The organism is Streptomyces sp. NPDC040622 (assembly GCF_055593965.1).
Window position 1 is genome coordinate 207,455 of sequence record NZ_JBVIXD010000002.1, and the last position, 26,806, is coordinate 234,260.

Here is a 26,806-nt window from a genome sequence, read left to right on the forward strand (position 1 = left end):
CGACGCACGGCGTCCTACCGGTAGTTCACGTACTGCAGCGCGAAGTCGAAGTCCTGCCCCTTGAGCAGCGCCTGGACGGCCTGCAGGTCGTCGCGGCTCTTCGAGCTGACCCGCAGCTCGTCGCCCTGGACCTGCGCCTTGACGCCCTTGGGGCCCTCATCACGGATGATCTTGGCGACCTTCTTCGCGTTCTCCTGGGAGATGCCCTCCTCGATCGAGGCGAAGATCTTGTACTCCTTGCCGGACAGCTGCGGCTCGCCCGCGTCCAGCGCCTTCAGCGAGATGCCGCGCTTGACCAGCTTGGACTGGAAGACATCGAGGATCGCCTTGACCCGCTCCTCGCCGGTCGCCTCCATCAGGATCTTCTCGCCGGACCACGCGATCGAGGCGCCCGTGCCCTTGAAGTCGTAACGCTGCGAGATCTCCTTGGCGGTCTGGTTGAGGGCGTTGTCGACCTCCTGCCGCTCGACCTTCGAGACGATGTCGAAACTGGAGTCGGCCATGTCCTGTGGCTCCTTGTATCGGGGTATGCGTACTCAGCGGATACGCGGCCGACTGACGCCGCCCGCGTCCGCAAAGCCTAGCCACCGCCCCCGCGCCGGGTGCCGATCAATCGGGTGGCGAAGCACCCCTGTGCATCAGGTATCGTTTACGTCGTTGCCACGGAGCGCCGCGCAAGCGGGGCGGGCAGCAAACCCGGCGGTGTGCCCGAGCGGCCAAAGGGAGCAGACTGTAAATCTGCCGGCTCAGCCTTCCCAGGTTCGAATCCTGGCGCCGCCACATGAAGGTAAACCCCCTCCGATCTGCGGAAACGTAGACCGGAGGGGGTTTCTTCGTTGTTGCCGGGCCGAGGTGCCCGCGGGCAGCTCTCATGGGCCCCGGCAGTGGACGCGAGGGGGCCGGTTCGGCCTCCTGCGGGGCACGGAACGGCACACTGATCACATGTCGTCCCGTCGCAGAAACTGCCCCGAATGCCGCCGTGAGATCGCCGTCGTCGGCGGCCGGTTCGCCCGCCACGACCCGCCGGGACCGCGCGGCGCCGGGGAGCTGATCTCCTGCCCCGGCTCCCGCAGACAGGCACAGCTGGGAGCCGCTCAGCCGGCCCTGGACGGCTACGTGGTCCCGGACTGCCCGGGACAGCTGCCCCTGTTCTGAGCGGCCCTCAGAAGCGCCGCCGTGCCCGGCGGGAGCCGTCCCGGGCCGACTCGCGGGACCTCAGTTCCCGGCGACCGACTTGGCCGCCACCGACACCGGCACGGACCCGCTGACCAGCTCCAGCGTCAGCCCGGCCGTGGCCGGCGTGTCCAGGAGCTCCGCGAGCACCGCGGCGACGTCGTCCCGGGGGACGGGACCGCGCCCGGTCGACGCCTCCAGACGTACGAGACCGTTGCCCGCGTCGTCCGTCAGCATCCCGGGACGCAGGATCGTCCAGTCCAGGGCGTCACGCGCGCGTACGGACGCGTCGGCCTCGCCCTTGGCCCGCAGATAGGCGTCGAAGATCTCGTCGCCCTGGTGCGCCGGATCGGCGCCCATCGACGAGACGACGATGTACCGCCGCACGCCGGCCCGCTCCGCCGCGTCCGCGAAGAGCACGGCCGCGCCCCGGTCCACGGTGTTCTTGCGGTCGGCGCCGCTGCCCGGCCCCGCACCCGCCGCGAAGACGGCCGCGTCGGCGCCGCGCAGATGCTCGGCGACCTGGTCGACGGAGGCCGACTCCAGGTCGCACAGCACCGGTTCGGCGCCGGCCTCGTGCAGATCCGCCTCCTGCCCCTTGTCGCGGATCAGTCCGGCGACTTCGTCACCGCGCGCGGCGAGCAGACGCTCCAGCCGCAGCGCGATCTGACCATGACCTCCAGCGATGACAATGCGCATACTCCCGACCGTACGACAGGCCGGACGCGAGCGCTCAACGCACGCGTGCAGGCCCGGAAAGCCACCAGAAAGCACGCGCGTGTGCAGGCCCGTCCGGACTCATTCCCGAGGCTCGGCCGGTGGCACTCTCGGGGGAGGGCCCGGCACCCTCAAGAGGCCGGCTCGTCGCCCTTCGGGCGCCCGGGAGCGGACCCCGAGGCCCGCCCCTGCCGCGGCAGATCCAGTGCCACCGCGGCAGCGGAGTCGCAGTACTCGCGCACCGCGCTGGTCCGCGCCACAACACGCCCCCGGTGCACCACCACCCGGCTGTACGCGAGCGACAGCGCGCCCGCGAGCCGGTCGCCGCGCACGGCGAGCAGTTCGGCGGGGAAGCCCGCCTCCACCCGCACCTCGGGCAGCCCCATGGCCGTCCGGGCGGCCCCGCTCACCGCGTCGTACGCGTCCTCGGGCCGCAGCCTGCACCGCGAGGCCAGCAGGTAGGCGGCCTCCAGCGGATCCCCGCGTCCCACCGGGTTGGACACGTCCCGCATGGCTCCGCTGCCCGCGGCGACCCGCACGCCCGCCGCCCGCAGGAGGCGCACCGGTGCCACCCCGTGCCGCTCCGCGCTCCCGCACCCGCCCTGCGGCAGGCAGACCACCGTCACCCCGGCCGCCGCGAGCTGCTCGGCGGTGCGGGACGCCACGTCCGTCGGCAGCCGCCCGAGCCCGCCGCACGGCCCGATCGTCACGCCGGCCCGCAGCCCGCCCGCCATCGCGGCGAGCCGTCCGAGCCGCGCCGGATCGTCACCGTCCGTGTGCAGGTCGACGGGGCACCCGTGTTCCGCGGCGAGCTCCAGGACCGCCTCCGCGTACCCGGTCGGATCGGGGTCGAGATCGGGGCAGCCGCCCACCACGGAGGCGCCCATCTTCACCGCGTCCCGCAGCATCGCGAGCCCGTCGGCGCCCGCGACGCCCGTCAGGAGCCGCGGCACGGCGACAGTCGTCAGGTCGACCAGGCCCCGCAGCGAGCGCCGCGCCTGCAGCACCGCCTCCATCGGGCCGAGCCCGTGGACGTCACCGGTCCGCACGTGCGACCGCAGCGCCGTCGCGCCGTGCCCGAGCTGCAGCAGTGCCGCCTCCGTGACTCTGCGTTGCACATCGGGGACCTCGTAGGAGACCGGGCCCGCCTCGTCCGCCGACAGTGCCGTGTCGCCGTGCGCGTGCGGCTCGGCGGCGGCCGGCAGCAGGAGGTAGCCGCCGAGGTCCACGCGCGCGGCGTGCGTGCTCAGGCTGCCGGCCGTGCCGACCGCCTCGATGCGTCCGTCGCCCAGCCGGACGTCCACGGTCCTGCCGTCGGTGAGCCGGGCGCCGCTGAGCAGCAGGGCTCCGGAGTCGTCCGAGGGACCGGAACCGGAGGGACCGGAAGCGCCGGAGGAGTGGGGCTGCTGCGGCTGGCTGTCGGGCATCGCGCTCCTGGGGATCGGGGGCGGCTGCAGTCGTCGAGGCGTCAAGATCACGCAGCGCGCGTCGAGCCTAGGACGGCGAAAGGCCCGCTTCGAGGAGGAGCGGAATAGTCGTACCGGTGTGGTGCGGGTGCACGGACGGGGTGGTCAGAGACGCCTGAGGCGGGCTCCGCGAAGCCCCTGGACGGGCCCGGAGAAACGGATTTGGGCGATCGGCGACCAACCGTGTAATGTCTTCATCGCTCGCCCCAATAGCTCAGTCGGTAGAGCGTCTCCATGGTAAGGAGAAGGTCTGCGGTTCGATTCCGCATTGGGGCTCTGATGTCGAGTGATCCTCGCCTTCGGGCGGGGGGATCCGGCATCGCAGCGGTGTAGCTCAGTCGGTAGAGCAAGCGGCTCATAATCGCTGTGTCACCGGTTCAAGTCCGGTCACCGCTACTAACGGTAGCCGATTGTGGGGTCGGTCCTTCGATCGGCTACTCTTTTATGCGTTCATCCGTCCATCCGTCCGTCAAGGAGCACTCACGTGGCTGCCACCGACGTCCGCCCGAAGATCACGCTGGCCTGCGTGGAGTGCAAGGAGCGGAACTACATCACCAAGAAGAACCGGCGTAACGACCCGGACCGTCTTGAGATGAAGAAGCACTGCCCGCGCTGCAACGCGCACACTGCGCACCGCGAAACGCGCTAAACACAGGCTCGTACACGAGGCCGTCCCCGTTTGTTGGGGGCGGCCTCGTGTCGTTTACCCAACCAACCGCAGGAGGTGCCGAGTCCATGGCGCTCGACCAGTCCTTCGTGGGGCGTTCCTATCCCCCCACTGATCCTTATGAGGTCGGCCGGGAGAAGATCCGTGAGTTCGCCGAGGCGGTGGGGGACGCCAATCCCGCGTACACCGACACGGAGGTCGCCAAGGCGCTCGGACACCCCGATGTGATCGCCCCGCCGACTTTTGTGTTTGCGATCACGTTCAAGGCCGCCGGGCAGGTCATCGAGGACCCGCAGCTGGGCCTCGACTACAGCCGCGTCGTGCACGGCGACCAGAAGTTCGTCTACAGCCGTCCGGTGCGCGCCGGGGACCGGCTCACGGTCGCCTCGACCATCGAGTCGATCAAGTCGCTCGCGGGCAACGACATCCTGGACATCCGCGGTGAGGTCCACGACGAGGCCGGGGAGCACGTCGTGACCGCCCTGATCAAGCTCGTCGCGCGTGCGGCAGAGCCCGCGGCAGAGGAGGCGTGAAGCGATGACGGCGAAGATTTCCTACGACGACGTCGAGGTCGGCACGGAGCTGCCGGCCCAGACCTTCCCGGTGACGCGCGCCACGCTCGTGCAGTACGCGGGCGCTTCCGGTGACTTCAACCCGATCCACTGGAACGAGAAGTTCGCGCTCGAGGTCGGTCTTCCCGACGTCATCGCGCACGGCATGTTCACCATGGCCGAGGCGATCCGCGTCGTGACCGACTGGCTGGGCGACCCGGGGGCGATCGTCGAGTACGGCGTGCGCTTCACCAAGCCCGTCGTCGTCCCGAACGACGACAAGGGTGCCGCCATCGAGGTCGGCGCCAAGGTCGCGGCCAAGCTGGACGACCGCCGCGTGCGGGTCGATCTGCTCGCGAAGAGCGGGGACCAGAAGGTGCTCGGCATGTCGCGGGCCGTCGTGCAGCTGGCCTGACGGCCACCGGCGGTCTACGTAGACACAGGTAAGGGGCGTCCTCCATGGAAGGGCGCCCCTTACTCGTCACTCCTCACCCGTAGCGCCCATCACTCGCAACGCTTCGGACTCGTGGCACTCCGGACTCGCAACGTTCCGGACTCGTGGCGCTGTGGCGTGGACGCGGGTATCCCACCGCTTGACCAACTTAGTGATTGGACACTAACTTACTCGCATGGTCAGGATGAGCGCAGAGGAGCGACGCGAGAGCGTCATCCGCGCGGCGATCGTCGAGTTCGCGCGGAGCGGCTACAAGGGCACCTCCACCGAGGCGATCGCCAAGCGGGTGGGTGTCTCGCAGCCGTACCTCTTCCGGCTCTTCCCGGACAAGCGGGCCATCTTCCTCGCCGCGTCGCAGCGGTGCTGTCAGGAGACCAGGGAGGTCTTCGAGGCCGCGTCCGAGGGAGTGGCGGCGGAAGACGCCGTGCACGTCATGGGGCAGGCCTATCAGGCGCTCATCGCCGACGACCCGGACAAGCTGCTCATGCAGATGCAGATGTACGTCGCCACGGCCGCCGCGGAGGCGTCCGGCGACCGGGAGTTCGGCGAGGTGCTGCGGGCCTCCTGGATGGAGATGTACGAGACGGTGCACCTCGCGATGGGGGCGGACGCCGACGAGACGACGTCGTTCCTCGCGTACGGAATGCTGGTCAACGTCCTGGTGTCGATGGGGTTCCAGCCCGACCACCGGGTGTGGACCGGCTTCTACGAATTGGTGCAGCCCAAGCAGCGAGCGAGCAGTGAGCAAGCGGTGGGCGGGCAGTGAGCGAGCGGTGAGTTCGTGCGCAGGGGGATCCGTGTGCACAGGGGAGGGGCGGGATCTTCTGTGCCCGCCGAAGTTAGTCATCAATAACTAATCTCAAGACAGTCGATCTCAGGGGGAGCGATGTCACAGCAGACAGCACGGCGCGGGGGAGCGGCCTGGGCCCTCGTCGTCACCAGCGTCGCCGGGTTCATGGCGGCACTCGACAATCTCGTCGTCACCACCGCCCTGCCCTCCATCCGCGAGGACCTCGGGGGCGCGCTGCACGACCTCGAATGGACGGTGAGCGCCTATACGCTCACCTTCGCCGTGCTGCTGATGTTCGGCGCGGCCCTGGGGGACCGGTTCGGCCGCCGCAGGCTCTTCATCGTCGGCCTTTCGGTCTTCACCGGCGCCTCCGCCGCCGCGGCCCTCGCGCCGGGCCTGGACGCGCTGATCGCCGCCCGCGCGGTGCAGGGCGTCGGCGCCGCGATCATGATGCCGCTCACGCTGACCCTCCTGACGGCGGCCGTTTCCCCGGCCAAGCGCGGCATGGCGTACGGCATATGGGGTGCCGTCAACGGCCTCGCGGTCGCCAGTGGCCCGCTCATCGGCGGCAGCCTCACCGAGCACGTCTCCTGGCAGTGGATCTTCTGGCTGAACGTTCCGCTCGGCCTGATCCTGCTGCCGCTCGCCCGCCTCCGCCTCGCCGAGTCGTACGCCCCCGGCGCGCGCCTCGACTTCGCGGGCACCCTGCTCGCCAGCGGCGGCCTCTTCGGTGTCGTGTACGCCCTGGTGCGCGGCCCCATCGACGGCTGGTCCAGCGCCACCGTCCTCGTCAGCCTGATCACCGGAGCCGTCCTGCTCGTCGGTTTCGTCCGCCACGGAATCCGTGCCAAGGCACCGATGCTGCCGATGCGCCTCTTCCGCAGTCGTGCGTTCGCCGGGATCAACGCCGCGAGCCTGCTGATGTTCCTCGGGATGTTCGGCTCGATCTTCCTGCTCAGCCAGTACATGCAGAACGTCCTCGGCTACTCGCCCACCGAGGCGGGGCTGCGGATGCTGCCCTGGACCGGCATGCCGATGCTCGTCTCGCCGCTCGCGGGCTACCTCTCCGACCGGATCGGCGGCCGCCCGGTCGTCGCCGCCGGACTCTTCCTCCAAGGCGTGGGCCTGGCCTGGTACGCCGTGGTGGTGGCGGCCGACGCGACGTACGGCACGCAGCTGCCGGCCCTGATCATCAGCGGAGTCGGCATGTCCCTGTACTTCGCCCCCGCCTCCAACCTGGTGATGTCCAGCGTCCACCCGCACGAGCAGGGCATCGCCTCCGGCGCCAACAACGCGCTGCGGGAGGTCGGCGGCGCCCTCGGCATCGCCGTGATGTCCTCGATCTTCTCGGCGCAGGGCGGTTACATGCCCGCACAGAACTTCGTGGACGGCCTGCGGCCCGCACTGTGGGTGGGCGCCGGCGTGGTGGCCCTCGCGGCGGTGGCGGCACTGTTCATCCCCACCCGCCGCGCGGCGGCCGGCGGACCGGGCACGGGCGCCGCCACCCCGCAGGACGAACTGGTCACCGCCTGAGCGAGCTCGCGCGTCGCCGCCCGAGCGAGCGCACCAGAACGGCCCCGCCCGGGACGGCGGGGCCGTTCTCGTACTCTTGAGCACGTGCAGGAACTCCACGATGCCCCCCTCGCCCCGCTGACCACCTTCCGGCTCGGCGGTCCCGCGACCCGCCTGATCACCGCGACGACCGACGCCGAGGTGATCGCCGCCGTCCGTGAGGCCGACGCGTCCGGCACGCCACTGCTGCTCATCGGAGGCGGCTCGAACCTGGTCATCGGCGACAAGGGCTTCGACGGCACCGCCCTGCGCATCGCCACCCGGGGCTTCGACCTCGACGGCACGAGCCTCGAGCTCGCGGCCGGCGAGACCTGGACCGACGCGGTGGCCCGCACGGTCGAGGCCGGTCTCGCGGGCATCGAGTGCCTTGCCGGCATCCCCGGCTCCGCCGGCGCCACGCCGATCCAGAACGTGGGGGCGTACGGCCAGGAGGTGTCGTCGACGATCACCGAGGTGATCGCGTACGACCGGATCACGCACGAGACGGTCGTGATGACGAACGCCGAGTGCGACTTCTCGTACCGCCACAGCCGCTTCAAGGCCGATCCCGACCGCTTCGTGGTGCTGCGGGTCCGCTTCGAGCTCGAGGACGCGCAGGGGATGAGCGCCCCCCTCAAGTACCCCGAGACGGCGCGCACCCTCGGTGTCGAGGCCGGCGAGAGGGTTCCGGCCGCGGTGGCCAGGGAGACCGTCCTCAAGCTCCGCGCGGGCAAGGGCATGGTGCTCGACCCCGAGGACCACGACAGCTGGTCGGCCGGGTCCTTCTTCACCAACCCGATCCTCACCGAGGCGGAGTTCACCGCCTTCCACGCGCGCGTGACGGACCGCCTCGGCCCCGACGTCGCGCCGCCCGCCTTCCCGACGGGCGACGGCCGCGTGAAGACCTCCGCCGCCTGGCTCATCGACAAGGCGGGCTTCACCAAGGGCTACGGTCAGGGCCGGGCCCGCATCTCCACCAAGCACACCCTCGCCCTCACCAACCGGGGCGGCGCGACCACCGAGGACCTGCTCGACCTTGCCCGCGAGGTCGTCGCCGGCGTGCGGGACGCCTTCGGCGTCACCCTCGTCAACGAACCGGTGACGGTGGGCGTCAGCCTGTAGCGGGGCCTGCGGAAGGCGGTCGGTGGGCGTGGTCAGTAGGCCACGCCCACTCCCTGCTTCACGGTGGCGGGGTCGTCGGTCATGGCGAGCATCGCGTGCGCCACGTCCGCGCGCCCGATCAGGCGCCCCGCGCGCGGGAAGCCGCCCACGACCGTGCGGTAGGTGCCGGTCACGGGCTTGTCCTGGAGCCTCGGGGGACGCACCGACGTCCAGTCCGTCGCGCTGGCGGTCAGCTCGGCCTCCATCGCCGTCAGGTCGACGTAGACGCTCTTGAGGGCCGCGTGGACCACGCCCAGCACGGCACGGTCCAGCAGCGAGGAGTCCGCCGGCCTCGGCCCCACCGGCGCCGCGCTCACCACCAGGAGCCGCCGGGTGCCCTCCGCGTCCATCGCCCGCAGCACGGAACGCGTGAGCTCCGTGGTGACGCCCGTACCCGCGTCCGCGCGGCTGCGGGCCCCGAGCCCCGAAAGGACCGCGTCCCGGCCCGCGACCGCCGGGCGCAGCGCCTCGGGATCCCGCACGTCCGCCCGGAACACCTCAAGGCCCTCCCCGGCCACCGTGAGCCGAGCGGGGTCGCGCACCACCGCCGTGACCTTGTGCCCCGCCGTGAGGGCCTGCCGGACGATCTCCTGGCCGATGCCACCGGTCGCACCGAACACCGTGAGCTTCATTGCGCAGCCTCCGCAGGTGGGTAAGTATTCACTCACCTCTAGGGTGAGTAGACACTCACCTCCTCGTCAAGTCTGGTTGGACGGCACATGCAGCAGAAGCCCACCCGGGTCCGCATCCTCGACGCGGCCCACGAGCTCATGTTCACGCGGGGCCTCGCACGGGCCACCACCAAGGAGATCGCCAAGTCGGCGGGCTGCTCCGAAGCGGCGCTCTACAAGCACTTCGCGAGCAAGGAGGAGCTGTTCGTGAGCGTCCTGCAAGAGAGGCTGCCCCGGCTCGGCCCCCTTCTGAACGAGCTGGTGGAGCGGCCGGTGGTGCGCGCAGTGGTGGAGAACCTCACCGAGATCGCCCGCCTGGCCTGCGGCTTCTACGCCGAGAGCTTCCCGATCGCGGCCTCCTTGTACGCCGAGACGAAGCTGAAGCGCCGGCACGAGGACTCCATGCGCGAGATGGGCACAGGACCGCACATGCCCATCGAGGCCCTGGACGCCTATCTGCGCACCGAGCGCGACGCCGGTCGCATCGCATCCGACGCCGACACGTTCGCGGCCGCCTCCCTCCTCATGGGCGCCTGCGCGCAGCGCGCCTTCGCCTACGACGCCACGGTGGGCAAGCGGCCCCCGCAGACCGTCGAGGAGTTCGCCGCCGCCCTCGCCCGCACCGTCCTCAAGGGCATCGGCTGACGCGGCAGGGCCTCAGCCGGCCAGCCACTCGTCGACCCCGGCCAGCAGCTTGTCCTGGGTGTCGACGGGCGCGGCCGACCCGCGGATCGACTGCCGTGCCAGCTCCGCCAGTTCGGGGTCGGTGAAACCCTGGTGCCTGCGCGCGATCTCGTACTGGGCGGCGAGCCGCGACCCGAAGAGCAACGGGTCGTCGGCGCCCAGCGCCATCGGCACCCCCGCGTCGAAGAGCGTCCGCAGGGGCACGTCCTCGGGCTTGTCGTAGACGCCGAGGGCCACGTTGGACGCCGGGCACACCTCGCACGTCACGCCCCGGTCGGCGAGCCGCTTCAGGAGCCGCGGGTCCTCCGCGGCCCGCACCCCGTGCCCGATCCGCCCCGCGTGCAGGTCGTCCAGGCAGTCCCGCACCGAGGCGGGCCCGCTGAGCTCACCGCCGTGCGGGGCCGCGAGCAGGCCGCCGTCCCGCGCGATGGCGAAGGCCCGGTCGAAGTCCCGCGCGAAGCCCCGGCGCTCGTCGTTGGAGAGTCCGAAGCCGACGATGCCCCGGTCCGCGTACCGCACGGCGAGCCGTGCCAGCGTGCGGGCGTCCAGCGGGTGCTTCATGCGGTTCGCGGCGACCAGGACGCGCATCCCGAGGCCGGTCTCCCGCGAGGCGCTCTCGACGGCGTCCAGGATGATTTCCAGGGCCGGGATCAGTCCGCCGAGGCGCGGCGCGTACGAGGTCGGGTCGACCTGGATCTCCAGCCACCCGGACCCGTCCCGCAGGTCCTCCTCGGCGGCCTCGCGCACCAGGCGCCGGATGTCGTCGGGCTCGCGCAGGCAGGAGCGGGCGGCGTCGTAGAGCCGCTGGAAGCGGAACCAGCCCCGCTCGTCCGTGGCGCGCAGCTTCGGCGGCGCGGCGCCGGTCAGCGCCTCGGGGAGCCGTACTCCGTACTTGTCGGCGAGTTCGAGCAATGTGCTGGGCCGCATCGACCCGGTGAAGTGCAGGTGCAGGTGGGCCTTCGGCAGCTCTCTTACGTCTCGTACACGCTCCATTCCAGGATCTTGCCGTACGCACACGGCCTCCCGGTAGCGGCTTTCCCCCTTCGAGTTCTCCCCCGAACGAAGAAACGGGCCGCCTCTCCACAGGGAGAGACGGCCCGCACGCACGCGTGGAGCGCTGTTTTCCACCGGGATCCCCGACGGAGGAACGGAAGCTCAGTCGCGGGCCTCGGCCAGCAGCTTCTGCAGCCGCGAGACGCCCTCGACGAGGTCGTCGTCGCCGAGCGCGTACGAAAGGCGCAGGTAGCCCGGCGTCCCGAAGGCCTCGCCCGGAACCACCGCGACCTCGGCCTCCTCCAGGATCAGCGCGGCCAGCTCGACGGAGTCCTGCGGGCGCTTGCCGCGGATCTCCTTGCCGATGAGGCCGTTCACCGAGGGGTACACGTAGAAGGCGCCCTCGGGCTCGGGGCAGATCACGCCCTGGATGTCGTTGAGCATCCGCACGATCGTCTTGCGGCGCCGGTCGAAGGCCTCACGCATCCTCTCGACGGCGACCAGGTCGCCGGAGACGGCCGCGAGCGCGGCGGCCTGCGCCACGTTCGAGACGTTGGACGTGGCGTGCGACTGCAGGTTCGTCGCGGCCTTCACCACGTCCTTCGGGCCGATGATCCAGCCGACCCGCCAGCCGGTCATCGCATACGTCTTGGCGACGCCGTTGACCACGACGCACTTGTCGCGCAGCTCGGGCAGGATCGCGGGGAGCGAGGTGAACTTCGCGTCTCCGTAGACGAGGTGCTCGTAGATCTCGTCGGTCATGACCCACAGGCCGTGCTCGACGGCCCAGCGGCCGATCGCCTCGGCGTCGGCCTCGCTGTAGACGGCGCCCGTCGGGTTCGACGGCGACACGAAGAGCACGACCTTCGTGCGCTCGGTGCGCGCGGCCTCCAGCTGCTCGACGGAGACGCGGTAGCCGGTGGTCTCGTCGGCGACGACCGGGACCGGGACACCGCCGGCGAGACGGATCGACTCCGGGTACGTCGTCCAGTAGGGCGCGGGGACGATGACCTCGTCGCCCGGGTCGAGGATCGCGGCGAAGGCCTCGTAGATGGCCTGCTTGCCGCCGTTGGTCACGAGGATCTGCGACGCGTCGACCTCGTACCCCGAGTCGCGCAGGGTCTTCGCGGCGATCGCGGCCTTGAGCTCGGGCAGGCCCCCGGCGGGCGTGTAGCGGTGGAACTTCGGGTTCTTGCAGGCCTCGACGGCCGCTTCGACGATGTAGTCCGGAGTCGGGAAGTCGGGCTCACCCGCGCCGAAGCCGATCACCGGCCGCCCTGCGGCCTTGAGGGCCTTGGCCTTGGCGTCGACGGCGAGGGTCGCGGACTCGGAGATCGCGCCGATGCGCGCGGACACCCGGCGCTCGGTCGGAGAAGTTGCAGCGCTCATCGCCCCATCGTTCCAGACCCCGAACGGGCCCGGCGCACGGGATTCCAAGACCATCGGAACCCATTCTGTTCGACGGGGGGCCGCAGACCACGTACACTCACTGCTCGTTGGCCCTCACCGGCCGCCGCCACTCAGCGCACTCCGTGCACATGGATGGATGCGGTAGGTTGGGGAAAACCAAAGGGTCGTAGCTCAATTGGTAGAGCACTGGTCTCCAAAACCAGCGGTTGGGGGTTCAAGTCCCTCCGGCCCTGCTACACACTCCTTCGCCAGGATGTGTGCGCATGTACGTACTGCATTGCACCGCCGTGCGGCTCAACCGGGCGCGGCACGGCCACGACCCGGAATCAGGTGAGGACGAGTGACGGACGCCGTGGGCTCCATCGACATGCCTGATGCCCAGGACGAGGCGCCGGAGTCCAAGAAGAAGGCCCGCAAGGGCGGCAAGCGCGGCAAGAAGGGCCCCTTCGGCCGTCTCGCGCTCTTCTACCGCCAGATCGTCGCGGAACTCCGTAAGGTCGTCTGGCCGACTCGCAGTCAGCTCACGACCTACACCACAGTGGTGATTGTCTTCGTCGTCATCATGATCGGCCTTGTGACCGTGATTGACTATGGCTTCAGCCACGCTGTCAAGTACATCTTCGGCTGAGCCGAGAGCGAAGGGCGCCGTACCCGGCGCCCCTATTCGCGTGTTCCACCCCATGTATCCAGGAAGAAGCAGCCACCGTGTCTGACCCGAACCTGAACGACGCCATCGAGTCGGTCGAGTCCGTTGAGGACGAGCTCGACATCGTCGAGGCGGCGGACGCCGAGGCGCCGGATCAGGCCGAGGCGGCCGACGTCGCCGCCGGCGAGCCCGCCGAAGAGGCGGCCATCCACCTGGAGGGCGACGCCGAGGCTGTCGCCGAGTCCGAGGAGGACGAGGCCGCCGTCGCCGAGGTCGCCGACGAGGAGCCCGTCGAAGAGCTCGAAGAAGCCGACGAGGCCGTCGAGGCCGTCGAGGCTGAGGACGCCGACGAGGCTGACGACGCCGAGGGCGAGCCCGTCGAGGAGGCCGAGCCGGTCGACCCGATCGTCGCCCTGCGCGAGGAGCTCCGCACCCTCCCCGGCGAGTGGTACGTCATCCACACGTACGCCGGTTACGAGAACCGCGTGAAGACCAACCTCGAGCAGCGTGCCGTCTCGCTGAACGTCGAGGACTTCATCTTCCAGGCCGAGGTGCCGCAGGAAGAGGTCGCCCAGATCAAGAACGGCGAGCGCAAGACCATTCGTCAGAACAAGCTCCCCGGCTACGTGCTGGTGCGCATGGACCTGACGAACGAGTCCTGGGGCGTCGTCCGCAACACCCCCGGCGTCACCGGCTTCGTGGGCAACGCCTACGACCCGTACCCGCTGACCCTGGACGAGATCGTCAAGATGCTCGCCCCGGAGGCCGAGGAGAAGGCCGCCCGCGAGGCCGCGGAGGCCGAGGGCAAGCCCGCTCCGCAGCGCAAGGTCGAGGTCCAGGTCCTGGACTTCGAGGTCGGCGACTCGGTCACCGTCACCGACGGCCCGTTCGCGACGCTGCAGGCGACGATCAACGAGATCAACGCCGACTCGAAGAAGGTCAAGGGCCTCGTCGAGATCTTCGGCCGCGAGACGCCGGTCGAGCTCAGCTTCGACCAGATCCAGAAGAACTAGCCCTCGCGGCTTCCTCTGGAACATACGCCTCCGACCAGGTCAGACGGGCTCTCAAAGCCTGTCTGACCTGCTCGGTTTTTGGCCGCGCTGCTATACCCGTTATCGTGGTGCGGTATGCCTCCATCCGGATGACTGGATGGCGGCTGGAAACTCTCACTAGGACCCGGAGAGAGCAATGCCTCCCAAGAAGAAGAAGGTCACGGGGCTCATCAAGCTCCAGATCCAGGCCGGCGCGGCCAACCCGGCTCCGCCGGTCGGCCCCGCGCTCGGTCAGCACGGCGTCAACATCATGGAGTTCTGCAAGGCCTACAACGCCGCGACCGAGTCGCAGCGTGGCTGGGTGATCCCGGTGGAGATCACGGTCTACGAAGACCGCTCCTTCACCTTCATCACCAAGACGCCGCCGGCCGCCAAGATGATCCTCAAGGCCGCTGGTGTCGAGAAGGGCTCCGGCGAGCCCCACAAGACCAAGGTCGCCAAGGTCACCGAGGCGCAGATCCGTGAGATCGCGCAGACCAAGATGGAAGACCTCAACGCCAACGACCTGGACGCCGCGTCGAAGATCATCGCCGGCACCGCCCGTTCCATGGGCATCACGGTCGAGGGCTGAGTCTCCACCCCGTCTGACCTTTCTCCAGTGGTAGGGCCAAGCGCTGGTCCGCACCACAACTCCATACCTGAACCAAAACAGGAGCAGAAGTGAAGCGCAGCAAGACTCTCCGCGCTGCGGACGCCAAGATCGACCGGGAGAAGCTGTACGCCCCGCTCGAGGCCGTCCGTCTCGCCAAGGAGACCTCCTCGACCAAGTTCGACGGCACCGTCGAGGTCGCCATGCGTCTGGGTGTCGACCCGCGCAAGGCCGACCAGATGGTCCGCGGCACCGTGAACCTCCCGCACGGCACCGGCAAGACCGCCCGGGTCCTGGTCTTCGCGACCGGTGACCGTGCTGCGGCCGCGGAAGCCGCTGGGGCCGACATCGTCGGCGCCGACGAGCTCATCGACGAGGTCGCGAAGGGCCGCCTGGACTTCGACGCCGTCGTCGCCACCCCGGACCTCATGGGCAAGGTCGGCCGCCTCGGCCGCGTGCTCGGTCCGCGTGGTCTGATGCCGAACCCGAAGACCGGCACCGTGACCCCCGATGTCGTGAAGGCTGTCAACGACATCAAGGGCGGCAAGATCGAGTTCCGCGTCGACAAGCACTCGAACCTGCACTTCATCATCGGCAAGGTGTCCTTCGACGACACCAAGCTGGTGGAGAACTACGCCGCGGCCCTGGAGGAGATCCTCCGTCTGAAGCCGTCGGCCGCCAAGGGTCGCTACATCAAGAAGGCCGCCATCGCCACCACGATGGGCCCCGGCGTTCCGCTGGACTCGAACCGCACCCGCAACCTCCTCGTCGAGGAGGACCCGGCCGCCGTCTGAATCTGACGGCAGCCGCGTCGCGTACGCGTTCTGTGGACGGGCCCCGCAACCTTTCGAGGTGCGGGGCCCGTCCTGTTTGTGTACGGGCCTTTCGGATACGTCTGTCAGAGGGCTGCGCTAGCGTGCGGAGCTCCATGAGCCAAGGGGTGGGACGAACATGAAGAGCACGGCTATGCGGCGAGCGGGTCTTTCGATCGCGGTGGTCACCGCGCTGACGGGCCTCGCGGCCTGTGGTTCGGGCGACTCCTCCGACAAGGCGGACGGAGACGGCAAGGACAAGGGCGGCATCAGCGTCAGCCCCATAGCCGCCCTGCGCACCGTCGAGAAGTCGACCGACGACGCGGATACCGCCAAGATCGACGGCTCGACGACCATGGGCACGCTGACGTCCATGGACATGAAGGGCGTCATGGGCTGGTCGGACGGCATCACGGGCAACGTCACGGTGAACTTCACCGGTGGCACGCAGGCCCAGCAGATGCGGCAGTTGGGCCAGACGAAGCTCGACTACCGCTACCTGAAGAACGGCTTCTACGCGAACATGGGCGACAAGTTCGCCGAGCAGGCGGGTGGGGGCAAGCACTGGCTGGAGTACGACTACGCCACGCTGGCCGAGATGAGCGGCGCCGCGGGCCAGGCCTTCCAGGACCAGATGCAGAACACGACGCCCAACCAGTCGGTGAAGATGCTGCTGGCCTCCGGTGACGTGAAGCGCGTCGGCGAGGAGACGGTCCGCGGGACGAAGGCGACCCACTACTCCGGCAAGGTCGACATCGCGGACTTCACCGCCAAGAGCACGGACCTGGACGAGGCCCAGATGTCCGAGCTGAAGAAGCAGTTCGACCAGGCGGGCATGCGGACCGAGTCGATCGACATCTGGGTCAACGACGACGACCTGCTGGTCAAGAAGATCGAGAAGGCCGACACGAAGAACGGCCCGTTCTCGCAGACCGCCTACTACAGCGACTACGGCACCCCGCTCTCCGTGGAGAAGCCCCCGGCCTCGGACACGATGAGCTTCAAGGACCTGATCAACAGGCAGCCGGCCACGTAGTCCGCGACGGGCCGCGGACCCGGGACGCCGCCACCTGGCCCCGTCCCTGACCCCACCCCCGGATTACCCGGAGGAAAACACGCTTTACCTTCGGGTAATCTCCACCGAAGTAATTGGATCAAATGTTCCTAGGGGTGGGGTCATGAGTATGTCTGTGCGTATGGGTCGCAAGAGAGCCGCGGGCGCCGCGCTGGCGGCCCTGCTGCTGGCCGGCGGAGCGGTCGGCTGCGGGTCGGAGAAGGCCGACAAGGCGGGGGAGGACATGGCGCCCGCGGCGGCCGTGAAGAAGGCCGCGGCCAAGACCGAGGACCTCACCTCGTTCACGTTCCGCATGAAGGGCAGCGTCCCGGGGGACGGGCGGGTGCGCGCAGACGCCGCGATGAGCACCAAGCCGCTCGCCATGAGCATGAAGTTGTCCGCGCCCGACCAGGGCCCGGACAAGGTCGAGATGCGGTTCGTCGACGGTGCGGTCTACCTCGACGGTGGCGCCGCGGCCGCCAAGGAGATGGACGGCAAGAGCTGGATCAAGTTCGACGCCAAGGCCATGGGCGAGAAGGGCGGGCAGCCCGGCGCCAACTCGATCTCCGGGCAGGCCGACAACAACCCGGCCGACCAGTCCGCACTCCTGACCGGCTCCAAGGACCTCAAGAAGGTCGGCAGCGAGTCCGTCGGCGGCGTCGAGACCACGCACTACACGGGCACGGTCACGCTGGACCAGATGCGCGAGCTCTACAAGGACGAGGACGCGGCCACCAAGAAGCGCCGCGAGAAGAGCATGAAGCAGTACGAGGAGATGGGCATCGAGAAGCTCACGATGGACATGTGGGTCGACGGCGAGGACCACACCAAGCAGTTCCGCGCCCGCGGCAAGGGCGACAAGGGCCCCCTCGACATGACCATCACCTTCCTCGACTACAACAAGCCGGTGCACGTCGAGGCGCCGCCGAAGAAGCTGGTCATGGACTTCGGCGCGGAGATGAAGGGCCTCCAGGGCTGACCGGATTTGCCTGACGCGAACCCGTTCGCGTACTCTTCCACAGAAGCCAAAGACCGCTGGTCGTTGCTGTGTTCTCACTTGAGGGCGTAGTGGCCGAAGGATCCGTTGAAACTGCGGACGACCCGCGCAGGTGACTGTGGTAGTGCTCCCGGACTTCGTCCGGTCGAGCTCACGCCCCGTGCGCCTGCGACGGGGCGTTTTGTTTTGTCGGCCCCTTTTGAGCGGTCCTCATCACCCGGAAGGAGGCCGACGCTCTATGCCGACGCCCGACAAGGCTGCCGCGGTAGCCGAGCTCACGGACAAGTTCCGCAGCTCGAACGCCGCCGTGCTGACCGAGTACCGGGGTCTCACCGTGGCCCAGCTCAAGCAGCTGCGCCGTTCGCTCGGTGAGAACTCCGAGTACGCCGTGGTGAAGAACACGCTGACCAAGATCGCGGCCAACCAGGCCGGGATCGACACGCTGGACGACCTGTTCTCGGGTCCGACGGCGGTTGCCTTCGTCACCGGTGACCCGGTGGTGTCGGCGAAGGGTCTTCGTGACTTCGCCAAGGACAACCCCAACCTCGTCATCAAGGGCGGTGTCCTTGACGGCAAGGCGCTGTCCGCCGACGAGTTCAAGAAGCTTGCGGACCTCGAGTCCCGCGAGGTTCTGCTCAGCAAGCTGGCCGGTGCCTTCAAGGGCAAGCAGTCCCAGGCTGCTCAGCTCTTCCAGGCGCTGCCCTCGAAGTTCGTCCGCACCGCGGAGGCGCTTCGTGTCAAGCAGGCCGAGCAGGGCGGTGCCGAGTAATTCGGCTCGCACAGTGACCGCCGCCTGAGGCGACGGTCGTAGCGGGCCCAACGTACGCCCGCCTTCATATACACCCGGCACCAGCCGAATTAGTGGAAGGACGCCATCATGGCGAAGCTGTCTCAGGAAGACCTGCTCGAGCAGTTCGAGGGCATGACCCTCATCGAGCTCTCCGAGTTCGTGAAGGCCTTCGAGGAGAAGTTCGACGTCACCGCCGCCGCCGCGGTCGCCGCTGCCCCGGCCGGCCCGGGCGCCGTTGCCGAGGTCGCCGAGGAGCAGGACGAGTTCGACGTCATCCTCACCGGCGCCGGCGAGAAGAAGATCCAGGTCATCAAGGTCGTGCGCGAGCTCACCTCCCTGGGCCTCAAGGAGGCCAAGGACCTCGTCGACGGCACCCCGAAGCCGGTCCTCGAGAAGGTCGCCAAGGACGCCGCGGAGAAGGCCGCCGAGGCCCTCAAGGGCGCCGGCGCCTCCGTCGAGGTCAAGTGACCTCACGAGTCGTCTGACTCTTTTCACCGTACGTACGGCGGACACGCTGTAACGCACGGGTCGCCAAGGGCGATCACCCATGTGGGTGGTCGCCTTTCGGCGTTCCCGGGCACGCGCGCGAACGGTGCCTTGCGATGTCGGCCCCGACGAGTATGGTGATCTTCGTTGTGCCTCGGGACGGCCCGTGACGGTGACGATCTCAGAGCGAAGTCGGGGCAGAAGTCGGGGCAGGGGGGCCTTGACGAACCGCACGCAGCGCGCAATTCTCAGGACGCGTCGTCACAACGATCCGGATCCGAGGCATGGATCGGCGGCGAAGAGGGCAGTATCGATGTGCATCGAGGGCGTGGCTTGCAGCAGGGGTTGAGAACAACGAGGGTCTCCCAGAACCCGCACTGGACATCAGTGGGCCAACTGGCTACACTGACCCTTTGCGCTGCCTGTTAGCTGCCTCCTGCCCGTCACCAGGGGCATGCCCATGCTTGAGCACCGTGGACCGAATCTTCCCTGACCTGGGAATTCTGTCCCTGTGTCCAGCCTGGGACCGGTACGCGCGTAGTGAGTCCGAGCCCTCGGAAGGACCCCCTCTTGGCCGCCTCGCGCACTGCCTCGACCGCGAATACGAACAACGGCGCCAGCACCGCCCCGCTGCGCATCTCCTTTGCAAAGATCAAGGAGCCCCTCGAGGTTCCGAACCTTCTTGCGCTGCAGACCGAGAGCTTTGACTGGCTGCTCGGCAATGACGCGTGGAAGGCTCGTGTCGAGGCGGCTCTGGACAGCGGACAGGACGTCCCCACCAAGTCCGGTCTGGAGGAGATCTTCGAGGAGATCTCCCCGATCGAGGACTTCTCCGGGTCGATGTCCCTGACGTTCCGCGACCACCGTTTCGAGCCCCCGAAGAACTCCATCGACGAGTGCAAGGAGCGCGACTTCACGTTCGCCGCCCCGCTCTTCGTCACCGCCGAGTTCACCAACAACGAGACCGGCGAGATCAAGTCCCAGACGGTCTTCATGGGCGACTTCCCGCTCATGACGAACAAGGGCACCTTCGTCATCAACGGCACCGAGCGTGTCGTGGTGTCGCAGCTGGTCCGTTCGCCCGGCGTCTACTTCGACTCCTCGATCGACAAGACGTCCGACAAGGACATCTTCTCCGCCAAGATCATCCCGTCCCGGGGTGCCTGGCTGGAGATGGAGATCGACAAGCGCGACATGGTCGGTGTCCGCATCGACCGCAAGCGCAAGCAGTCGGTCACCGTTCTGCTCAAGGCTCTCGGTTGGACGACCGAGCAGATCCTCGAGGAGTTCGGCGAGTACGAGTCCATGCGCGCCACCCTGGAGAAGGACCACACCCAGGGCCAGGACGACGCGCTGCTCGACATCTACCGCAAGCTCCGTCCGGGCGAGCCGCCGACCCGTGAGGCCGCTCAGACGCTGCTCGAGAACCTCTACTTCAACCCCAAGCGCTACGACCTCGCGAAGGTCGGCCGCTACAAGGTCAACAAGAAGCTGGGTGCGGACGCTCCGCTCGACGCGGGCATCCTGACGGTCGAGGACATCATCGCCTCGATCAAGTACCTGGTGAAGCTGCACGCCGGTGAGACCGAGACCGTTGGCGACAGCGGTACGTCGATCGTCGTCGAGACCGACGACATCGACCACTTCGGCAACCGTCGTCTGCGCAACGTCGGCGAGCTCATCCAGAACCAGGTCCGCACGGGTCTGGCTCGTATGGAGCGCGTCGTGCGCGAGCGCATGACGACCCAGGACGTCGAGGCGATCACGCCGCAGACCCTGATCAACATCCGCCCGGTCGTGGCGTCGATCAAGGAATTCTTCGGCACCTCGCAGCTGTCGCAGTTCATGGACCAGAACAACCCGCTGTCGGGTCTCACCCACAAGCGCCGTCTCTCGGCGCTTGGCCCGGGTGGTCTCTCCCGTGAGCGGGCCGGCTTCGAGGTCCGTGACGTGCACCCGTCCCACTACGGCCGCATGTGCCCGATCGAGACGCCCGAAGGCCCCAACATCGGCCTGATCGGTTCGCTCGCCTCCTACGGCCGCGTCAACGCGTTCGGCTTCGTCGAGACGCCGTACCGCAAGGTCGTCGAGGGCCAGGTCACCGACGACGTCGACTACCTGACGGCCGACGAGGAGGACCGCTTCGTCATCGCGCAGGCCAACGCGCCGCTGACGGACGACCTCCACTTCGCCGAGGCCCGCGTCCTGATCCGCCGTCGTGGCGGAGAGATCGACTACGTGCCCGGCACGGACGTCGACTACATGGACGTCTCGCCGCGCCAGATGGTGTCGGTCGCGACCGCGATGATCCCCTTCCTTGAGCATGACGACGCCAACCGTGCCCTCATGGGCGCGAACATGATGCGTCAGGCCGTGCCGCTGATCACCGCCGAGGCTCCCCTCGTCGGCACCGGCATGGAGTACCGCTGTGCGGTCGACGCCGGTGACGTGATCAAGGCCGAGAAGGCGGGTGTGGTCCAGGAGGTCTCCGCGGACTACGTCACGGTCACCAACGACGACGGCACGTACACCACGTACCGCATCGCCAAGTTCTCCCGGTCGAACCAGGGCACCTCCGTCAACCAGAAGGTTGTCGTCGACGAGGGCGCCCGCGTGATCGAGGGCCAGGTCCTGGCCGACGGTCCCGCGACCGAAGAGGGCGAGATGGCCCTCGGCAAGAACCTGCTCGTGGCGTTCATGCCGTGGGAGGGTCACAACTACGAGGACGCGATCATCCTGTCGCAGCGCCTCGTGCAGGACGACGTCCTCTCCTCGATCCACATCGAGGAGCACGAGGTCGACGCCCGTGACACCAAGCTCGGCCCGGAGGAGATCACCCGGGACATCCCGAACGTCTCCGAAGAGGTCCTCGCCGACCTCGACGAGCGCGGCATCATCCGTATCGGTGCCGAGGTCGTCGCCGGCGACATCCTCGTCGGCAAGGTCACGCCCAAGGGCGAGACCGAGCTGACGCCGGAGGAGCGCCTGCTCCGCGCGATCTTCGGTGAGAAGGCGCGCGAGGTCCGTGACACCTCCCTGAAGGTGCCGCACGGCGAGATCGGCAAGGTCATCGGCGTCCGCGTCTTCGACCGTGAAGAGGGCGACGAGCTGCCGCCGGGCGTGAACCAGCTGGTTCGTGTCTACGTGGCGCAGAAGCGCAAGATCACGGACGGCGACAAGCTGGCCGGCCGTCACGGCAACAAGGGTGTTATCTCGAAGATCCTTCCGATCGAGGACATGCCGTTCCTCGAGGACGGAACTCCGGTCGACATCATCCTCAACCCGCTGGGTGTGCCGTCCCGAATGAACCCGGGACAGGTCCTGGAGATCCACCTCGGCTGGCTCGCCAGCCGCGGCTGGGACGTCTCCGGGCTCGGCGACGAGTGGGCGCAGCGTCTGCAGGCCATCGGCGCCGACCAGGTCCCCCCGGGCACCAACGTCGCGACCCCGGTCTTCGACGGCGCCCGCGAGGACGAGATCTCCGGTCTCTTCGAGGCCACGATCCCGAACCGCGACGGCGACCGCCTGGTCCAGCCGTCCGGCAAGGCGCAGCTGTTCGACGGCCGCTCCGGCGAGCCGTTCCCGGACCCGATCTCGGTCGGGTACATGTACATCCTCAAGCTGCACCACCTGGTCGACGACAAGCTGCACGCGCGTTCGACCGGTCCGTACTCGATGATCACCCAGCAGCCGCTGGGTGGTAAGGCTCAGTTCGGTGGTCAGCGCTTCGGTGAGATGGAGGTGTGGGCGCTGGAGGCATACGGCGCCGCATACGCCCTCCAGGAGCTGCTGACGATCAAGTCCGACGACGTGACCGGCCGCGTGAAGGTCTACGAGGCCATCGTCAAGGGCGAGAACATCCCCGAGCCCGGCATCCCCGAGTCCTTCAAGGTGCTCATCAAGGAAATGCAGTCGCTCTGCCTCAACGTGGAGGTGCTGTCCTCGGACGGCATGTCCATCGAGATGCGCGACACCGACGAGGACGTCTTCCGCGCGGCGGAGGAGCTCGGTATCGACCTGTCCCGGCGCGAGCCGAGCAGCGTCGAAGAGGTCTGACGGGTTGGCCGGCCGGATCTCCGATCCGGCCGGCTCTCCCCGGACCCGTTCAGACCATGATTGAGACTCGACCCCGAAAGAGGGATTGACGACAAAGTGCTCGACGTCAACTTCTTCGACGAGCTGCGGATCGGCCTTGCCACCGCGGACGACATCCGACAGTGGTCCCACGGCGAGGTCAAGAAGCCGGAGACCATCAACTACCGCACGCTCAAGCCCGAGAAGGACGGACTCTTCTGCGAGAAGATCTTCGGTCCGACCCGGGACTGGGAGTGCTACTGCGGCAAGTACAAGCGTGTCCGCTTCAAGGGCATCATCTGCGAGCGCTGCGGCGTCGAGGTCACTCGCGCCAAGGTGCGTCGTGAGCGGATGGGCCACATTGAGCTGGCCGCCCCTGTCACGCACATCTGGTACTTCAAGGGCGTCCCGTCGCGCCTCGGCTACCTGCTTGATCTCGCCCCGAAGGACCTCGAGAAGGTCATCTACTTCGCGGCGTACATGATCACGTTCGTGGACGAGGAGCGCCGTACGCGTGACCTGCCCTCCCTGGAGGCGCACGTCTCCGTGGAGCGCCAGCAGGTCGAGAACCGTCGCGACTCGGACCTCGAGGCCCGCGCCAAGAAGCTCGAGACCGACCTGGCCGAGCTCGAGGCCGAGGGCGCCAAGGCCGACGTGCGCCGCAAGGTGCGCGAAGGCGCCGAGCGCGAGATGAAGCAGCTGCGCGACCGTGCGCAGCGCGAGATCGACCGTCTCGACGAGGTGTGGAGCCGCTTCAAGAACCTCAAGGTCCAGGACCTCGAGGGCGACGAGCTGCTCTACCGCGAGCTGCGTGACCGCTTCGGCACGTACTTCGACGGCTCCATGGGTGCGGCTGCTCTGCAGAAGCGCCTGGAGTCCTTCGACCTCGACGAGGAGGCCGAGCGCCTCCGCGAGATCATCCGTACCGGCAAGGGCCAGAAGAAGACCCGTGCGCTCAAGCGCCTCAAGGTCGTCTCCGCGTTCCTGCAGACCAGCAACAGCCCCAAGGGCATGGTGCTCGACTGCGTGCCGGTCATCCCGCCGGACCTGCGTCCGATGGTGCAGCTGGACGGTGGCCGCTTCGCGACCTCCGACCTGAACGACCTGTACCGCCGCGTGATCAACCGCAACAACCGCCTGAAGCGCCTTCTCGACCTCGGTGCGCCCGAGATCATCGTGAACAACGAGAAGCGCATGCTCCAGGAGGCCGTGGACGCCCTCTTCGACAACGGTCGTCGTGGTCGCCCGGTCACCGGTCCCGGCAACCGCCCGCTGAAGTCCCTGAGCGACATGCTCAAGGGCAAGCAGGGCCGATTCCGTCAGAACCTTCTCGGTAAGCGTGTGGACTACTCCGCGCGTTCCGTGATCGTCGTCGGCCCGCAGCTGAAGCTGCACCAGTGTGGTCTGCCGAAGGCCATGGCACTGGAGCTCTTCAAGCCGTTCGTGATGAAGCGCCTGGTCGACCTGAACCACGCGCAGAACATCAAGTCGGCGAAGCGCATGGTCGAGCGCGGCCGCACGGTCGTGTACGACGTCCTGGAAGAGGTCATCGCGGAGCACCCGGTTCTCCTGAACCGTGCGCCCACGCTGCACCGCCTCGGCATCCAGGCCTTCGAGCCGCAGCTGGTCGAGGGCAAGGCCATTCAGATCCACCCGCTCGTCTGCACCGCGTTCAACGCGGACTTCGACGGTGACCAGATGGCCGTGCACCTGCCGCTCTCCGCGGAGGCGCAGGCCGAGGCCCGCATCCTGATGCTGTCCTCGAACAACATCCTGAAGCCCGCCGACGGCCGTCCGGTCACGATGCCGACCCAGGACATGGTCCTCGGTCTGTTCTTCCTGACCACCGACGGTGAGCTCCGTGACGTCAAGGGCGAGGGCCGTGCGTTCGGCTCCACCGCCGAGGCGACCATGGCGTTCGACGCCGGCGAGCTCGCGCTCCAGTCGTCCGTCGACATCCGCTTCCCGGTGGGCACCATCCCGCCGCGCGGCTGGACCCCGCCGGTCAACGCGGACGGCGAGGAGTTCGGTGACGAGCGGGCCTACCAGCCCGGCGACAGCTTCCGGCTGCGCACGTCCCTGGGCCGCGCGCTCTTCAACGAGCTGCTGCCCGAGGACTACCCGTTCGTCGACTACTCGGTGGGCAAGAAGCAGCTCTCCGAGATCGTCAACGACCTGGCCGAGCGCTACCCCAAGGTCATCGTGGCGGCGACGCTCGACAACCTGAAGGCGGCCGGCTTCTTCTGGGCGACCCGTTCCGGCGTCACCGTGGCCATCTCCGACGTCGTGGTCCCCGAGGCCAAGAAGGAGATCGTCGCGGGCTACGAGGCCCAGGACGAGAAGGTCCAGAAGCAGTACGAGCGCGGTCTGATCACCAAGGACGAGCGCACGCAGGAGCTCATCGCGATCTGGACCAAGGCGACCAACGAGGTTGCCGAGGCGATGAACGCGAACTTCCCCAAGACGAACCCCATCTTCATGATGGTTGACTCGGGTGCCCGAGGAAACATGATGCAGATGCGTCAGATCGCCGGTATGCGTGGTCTGGTGTCGAACGCGAAGAACGAGACCATCCCGCGTCCGATCAAGGCCTCGTTCCGTGAGGGCCTGACCGTCCTCGAGTACTTCATCTCCACGCACGGTGCCCGTAAGGGTCTGGCGGACACGGCTCTGCGTACCGCCGACTCCGGTTACCTCACCCGTCGTCTGGTCGACGTCTCCCAGGACGTCATCATTCGCGAGGAGGACTGTGGCACCGAGCGCGGTCTGAAGCTGAAGATCGCGGTCAAGGGCGAGGACGGTGTGCTCCGCAAGACGGAGAACGTCGAGACCTCGGTGTACGCCCGCATGCTGGCCGAGGACGTCGTCATCGACGGCAAGGTCATCGCGCCGGCCAACGTCGACCTCGGTGACGTCCTCATCGACGCCCTGGTCGCCAACGGCGTCGAGGAGGTCAAGACCCGCTCGGTCCTGACCTGCGAGTCCGCGGTCGGCACCTGTGCCTTCTGCTACGGCCGTTCGCTCGCCACCGGCAAGCTGGTCGACATCGGTGAGGCGGTCGGCATCATCGCCGCCCAGTCCATCGGTGAGCCCGGCACACAGCTGACGATGCGTACCTTCCACACCGGTGGTGTGGCCGGTGACGACATCACCCAGGGTCTGCCCCGTGTCGTCGAGCTCTTCGAGGCTCGTACGCCCAAGGGTGTCGCCCCGATCTCGGAGGCGGCCGGCCGCATCCGTATCGAGGAGACCGAGAAGACCAAGAAGATCGTCGTCACGCCGGACGACGGCAGCGACGAGACTCCCTTCCCGATCTCGAAGCGTGCCAAGGTCCTCGTGCGTGAGGGTGACCACGTCGAGGTGGGCCAGAAGCTCACCTTCGGTGCCACCAACCCGCACGACGTGCTGCGGATCCTCGGTCAGCGCGCGGTCCAGGTCCACCTGGTCGGCGAAGTCCAGAAGGTCTACAACAGCCAGGGCGTGTCGATCCACGACAAGCACATCGAGATCATCATCCGGCAGATGCTGCGCCGCGTGACGATCATCGAGTCCGGCGACGCGGAGCTGCTGCCGGGCGAGCTCGTCGAGCGCTCGAAGTTCGAGACCGAGAACCGTCGTGTGGTCACGGAAGGCGGCCACCCGGCCTCCGGCCGTCCGCAGCTGATGGGTATCACCAAGGCCTCGCTGGCGACGGAATCCTGGCTGTCGGCCGCCTCCTTCCAGGAGACGACCCGAGTCCTGACGGATGCGGCGATCAACGCCAAGTCCGACAGCCTCATCGGCCTCAAGGAGAACGTCATCATCGGTAAGCTCATCCCGGCCGGTACGGGTCTCTCCCGCTACCGCAACATCCGGGTCGAGCCGACCGAGGAGGCCAAGGCCGCGATGTACTCGGCCGTCGGCTACGACGACATCGACTACTCCCCGTTCGGCACGGGCTCCGGCCAGGCCGTTCCGCTGGAGGACTACGACTACGGGCCTTACAACCAGTAAGAGTGGCTCCGGGCGAGTCGTTCGC

The 26,806-nt window shown here is 68.2% G+C and carries 23 protein-coding genes, 4 tRNA genes and 1 pseudogene; 22 read left to right on the forward strand and 6 right to left on the reverse strand.

Annotated elements, in window-relative coordinates; translation table 11 throughout:
* Positions 1–14: 14 nt before the first annotated feature.
* Positions 15–503, reverse strand: coding sequence for a YajQ family cyclic di-GMP-binding protein (locus tag ACZ592_RS05305; RefSeq protein WP_471580182.1), 489 nt, complete (start codon positions 501–503; stop codon positions 15–17).
* A 195-nt stretch (positions 504–698) separates the two neighbouring features.
* On the opposite strand from ACZ592_RS05305, the gene ACZ592_RS05310 reads away from it, so the two are divergent.
* Together ACZ592_RS05310 and ACZ592_RS05315 are read left to right on the forward strand one after the other, a co-directional pair.
* Positions 699–780, forward strand: a tRNA-Tyr gene (locus tag ACZ592_RS05310).
* Positions 781–942: 162 nt separating this feature from the next.
* The gene (locus ACZ592_RS05315) at positions 943–1,155 is read left to right on the forward strand and encodes a hypothetical protein (protein ID WP_471580183.1); all 213 of its coding nucleotides are present in this window, start codon (positions 943–945) and stop codon (positions 1,153–1,155) included.
* A 60-nt stretch (positions 1,156–1,215) separates the two neighbouring features.
* On the opposite strand, the gene ACZ592_RS05320 is transcribed toward ACZ592_RS05315, so the two are convergent.
* The gene (locus tag ACZ592_RS05320) at positions 1,216–1,872 is read right to left on the reverse strand and encodes an SDR family oxidoreductase (protein WP_471580184.1); all 657 of its coding nucleotides are present in this window, start codon (positions 1,870–1,872) and stop codon (positions 1,216–1,218) included.
* A 149-nt stretch (positions 1,873–2,021) separates the two neighbouring features.
* Complete coding sequence (locus tag ACZ592_RS05325) at positions 2,022–3,317, reverse strand: amidohydrolase family protein (protein WP_471580185.1); 1,296 nt, start codon at positions 3,315–3,317, stop codon at positions 2,022–2,024.
* Positions 3,318–3,559: 242 nt separating this feature from the next.
* On the opposite strand from ACZ592_RS05325, the gene ACZ592_RS05330 reads away from it, so the two are divergent.
* From ACZ592_RS05330 to ACZ592_RS05365, 8 genes and pseudogenes are all read left to right on the forward strand, one after another.
* A tRNA-Thr gene (locus ACZ592_RS05330) sits at positions 3,560–3,632 on the forward strand.
* Positions 3,633–3,679: 47 nt separating this feature from the next.
* Positions 3,680–3,752: transfer RNA gene (locus tag ACZ592_RS05335), tRNA-Met, on the forward strand.
* A gap of 88 nt (positions 3,753–3,840) precedes the next feature.
* Complete coding sequence (gene rpmG, locus ACZ592_RS05340) at positions 3,841–4,005, forward strand: 50S ribosomal protein L33 (RefSeq protein WP_004571794.1); 165 nt, start codon at positions 3,841–3,843, stop codon at positions 4,003–4,005.
* An 86-nt stretch (positions 4,006–4,091) separates the two neighbouring features.
* Positions 4,092–4,556 (forward strand): FAS1-like dehydratase domain-containing protein, encoded by a 465-nt coding sequence (locus ACZ592_RS05345; protein ID WP_471580186.1) that lies wholly within the window; start codon positions 4,092–4,094, stop codon positions 4,554–4,556.
* 4 nt (positions 4,557–4,560) lie between these two features.
* Positions 4,561–4,989 carry a MaoC family dehydratase gene (locus tag ACZ592_RS05350; RefSeq protein ID WP_471580187.1) on the forward strand — a complete coding sequence of 143 codons (429 nt, stop codon included), beginning with the start codon at positions 4,561–4,563 and terminating at the stop codon, positions 4,987–4,989.
* A 214-nt stretch (positions 4,990–5,203) separates the two neighbouring features.
* On the forward strand, positions 5,204–5,794 hold the full coding sequence (locus ACZ592_RS05355; RefSeq protein WP_471580188.1) for a TetR/AcrR family transcriptional regulator: 591 nt from the start codon (positions 5,204–5,206) through the stop codon (positions 5,792–5,794).
* Positions 5,795–5,914: 120 nt separating this feature from the next.
* Entirely contained in the window at positions 5,915–7,351 is a 1,437-nt protein-coding gene (locus ACZ592_RS05360; RefSeq protein ID WP_471580189.1) for a DHA2 family efflux MFS transporter permease subunit, read from the forward strand.
* Between the two features lie 48 nt (positions 7,352–7,399).
* Positions 7,400–8,491 (forward strand): annotated as a pseudogene (locus ACZ592_RS05365) (UDP-N-acetylmuramate dehydrogenase); the annotation flags it as partial.
* Positions 8,492–8,523: 32 nt separating this feature from the next.
* Here the strand turns inward: ACZ592_RS05365 and ACZ592_RS05370 are convergent.
* Complete coding sequence (locus tag ACZ592_RS05370; protein WP_471580190.1) at positions 8,524–9,162, reverse strand: NAD(P)-dependent oxidoreductase; 639 nt, start codon at positions 9,160–9,162, stop codon at positions 8,524–8,526.
* A gap of 87 nt (positions 9,163–9,249) precedes the next feature.
* Here ACZ592_RS05370 and ACZ592_RS05375 point away from each other — a divergent pair, with 87 nt between their 5' ends.
* Positions 9,250–9,846 carry a TetR/AcrR family transcriptional regulator gene (locus ACZ592_RS05375; RefSeq protein WP_471580191.1) on the forward strand — a complete coding sequence of 199 codons (597 nt, stop codon included), beginning with the start codon at positions 9,250–9,252 and terminating at the stop codon, positions 9,844–9,846.
* 12 nt (positions 9,847–9,858) lie between these two features.
* On the opposite strand, the gene ACZ592_RS05380 is transcribed toward ACZ592_RS05375, so the two are convergent.
* Complete coding sequence (locus ACZ592_RS05380) at positions 9,859–10,878, reverse strand: adenosine deaminase (protein WP_471580192.1); 1,020 nt, start codon at positions 10,876–10,878, stop codon at positions 9,859–9,861.
* A 162-nt stretch (positions 10,879–11,040) separates the two neighbouring features.
* Positions 11,041–12,267, reverse strand: a complete 1,227-nt coding sequence (locus ACZ592_RS05385; RefSeq protein ID WP_471580193.1) for a pyridoxal phosphate-dependent aminotransferase — start codon at positions 12,265–12,267, stop codon at positions 11,041–11,043.
* A 181-nt stretch (positions 12,268–12,448) separates the two neighbouring features.
* Here ACZ592_RS05385 and ACZ592_RS05390 point away from each other — a divergent pair.
* The 11 genes from ACZ592_RS05390 to ACZ592_RS05440 all read left to right on the forward strand — a co-directional run bounded on the left by ACZ592_RS05390 (position 12,449) and on the right by ACZ592_RS05440 (position 26,781).
* Positions 12,449–12,521: transfer RNA gene (locus ACZ592_RS05390), tRNA-Trp, on the forward strand.
* A gap of 107 nt (positions 12,522–12,628) precedes the next feature.
* Positions 12,629–12,916 carry a preprotein translocase subunit SecE gene (gene secE / locus ACZ592_RS05395; protein WP_055564537.1) on the forward strand — a complete coding sequence of 96 codons (288 nt, stop codon included), beginning with the start codon at positions 12,629–12,631 and terminating at the stop codon, positions 12,914–12,916.
* Between the two features lie 77 nt (positions 12,917–12,993).
* A complete protein-coding gene (nusG, locus tag ACZ592_RS05400; RefSeq protein ID WP_471580194.1) occupies positions 12,994–13,947 on the forward strand; it encodes a transcription termination/antitermination protein NusG in 954 nt (317 codons plus the stop codon).
* Positions 13,948–14,122: 175 nt separating this feature from the next.
* A complete protein-coding gene (gene rplK, locus ACZ592_RS05405; RefSeq protein ID WP_030782612.1) occupies positions 14,123–14,557 on the forward strand; it encodes a 50S ribosomal protein L11 in 435 nt (144 codons plus the stop codon).
* 89 nt (positions 14,558–14,646) lie between these two features.
* Positions 14,647–15,369, forward strand: coding sequence for a 50S ribosomal protein L1 (gene rplA / locus ACZ592_RS05410; RefSeq protein WP_466557297.1), 723 nt, complete (start codon positions 14,647–14,649; stop codon positions 15,367–15,369).
* A 157-nt stretch (positions 15,370–15,526) separates the two neighbouring features.
* The gene (locus ACZ592_RS05415; RefSeq protein WP_471580195.1) at positions 15,527–16,423 is read left to right on the forward strand and encodes an SCO4651 family lipoprotein; all 897 of its coding nucleotides are present in this window, start codon (positions 15,527–15,529) and stop codon (positions 16,421–16,423) included.
* 142 nt (positions 16,424–16,565) lie between these two features.
* Positions 16,566–17,420 (forward strand): SCO4651 family lipoprotein, encoded by an 855-nt coding sequence (locus ACZ592_RS05420; RefSeq protein WP_471580196.1) that lies wholly within the window; start codon positions 16,566–16,568, stop codon positions 17,418–17,420.
* A gap of 256 nt (positions 17,421–17,676) precedes the next feature.
* Positions 17,677–18,207: a 50S ribosomal protein L10 gene (rplJ, locus tag ACZ592_RS05425; protein ID WP_471580197.1), complete on the forward strand. Its 531-nt coding sequence runs from the start codon at positions 17,677–17,679 to the stop codon at positions 18,205–18,207.
* Positions 18,208–18,315: 108 nt separating this feature from the next.
* The gene (gene rplL / locus ACZ592_RS05430; RefSeq protein ID WP_471580198.1) at positions 18,316–18,696 is read left to right on the forward strand and encodes a 50S ribosomal protein L7/L12; all 381 of its coding nucleotides are present in this window, start codon (positions 18,316–18,318) and stop codon (positions 18,694–18,696) included.
* A 588-nt stretch (positions 18,697–19,284) separates the two neighbouring features.
* Positions 19,285–22,770, forward strand: coding sequence for a DNA-directed RNA polymerase subunit beta (gene rpoB, locus ACZ592_RS05435; protein ID WP_471580199.1), 3,486 nt, complete (start codon positions 19,285–19,287; stop codon positions 22,768–22,770).
* A gap of 96 nt (positions 22,771–22,866) precedes the next feature.
* On the forward strand, positions 22,867–26,781 hold the full coding sequence (locus ACZ592_RS05440; RefSeq protein WP_471580200.1) for a DNA-directed RNA polymerase subunit beta': 3,915 nt from the start codon (positions 22,867–22,869) through the stop codon (positions 26,779–26,781).
* Positions 26,782–26,806 lie beyond the last annotated feature (25 nt).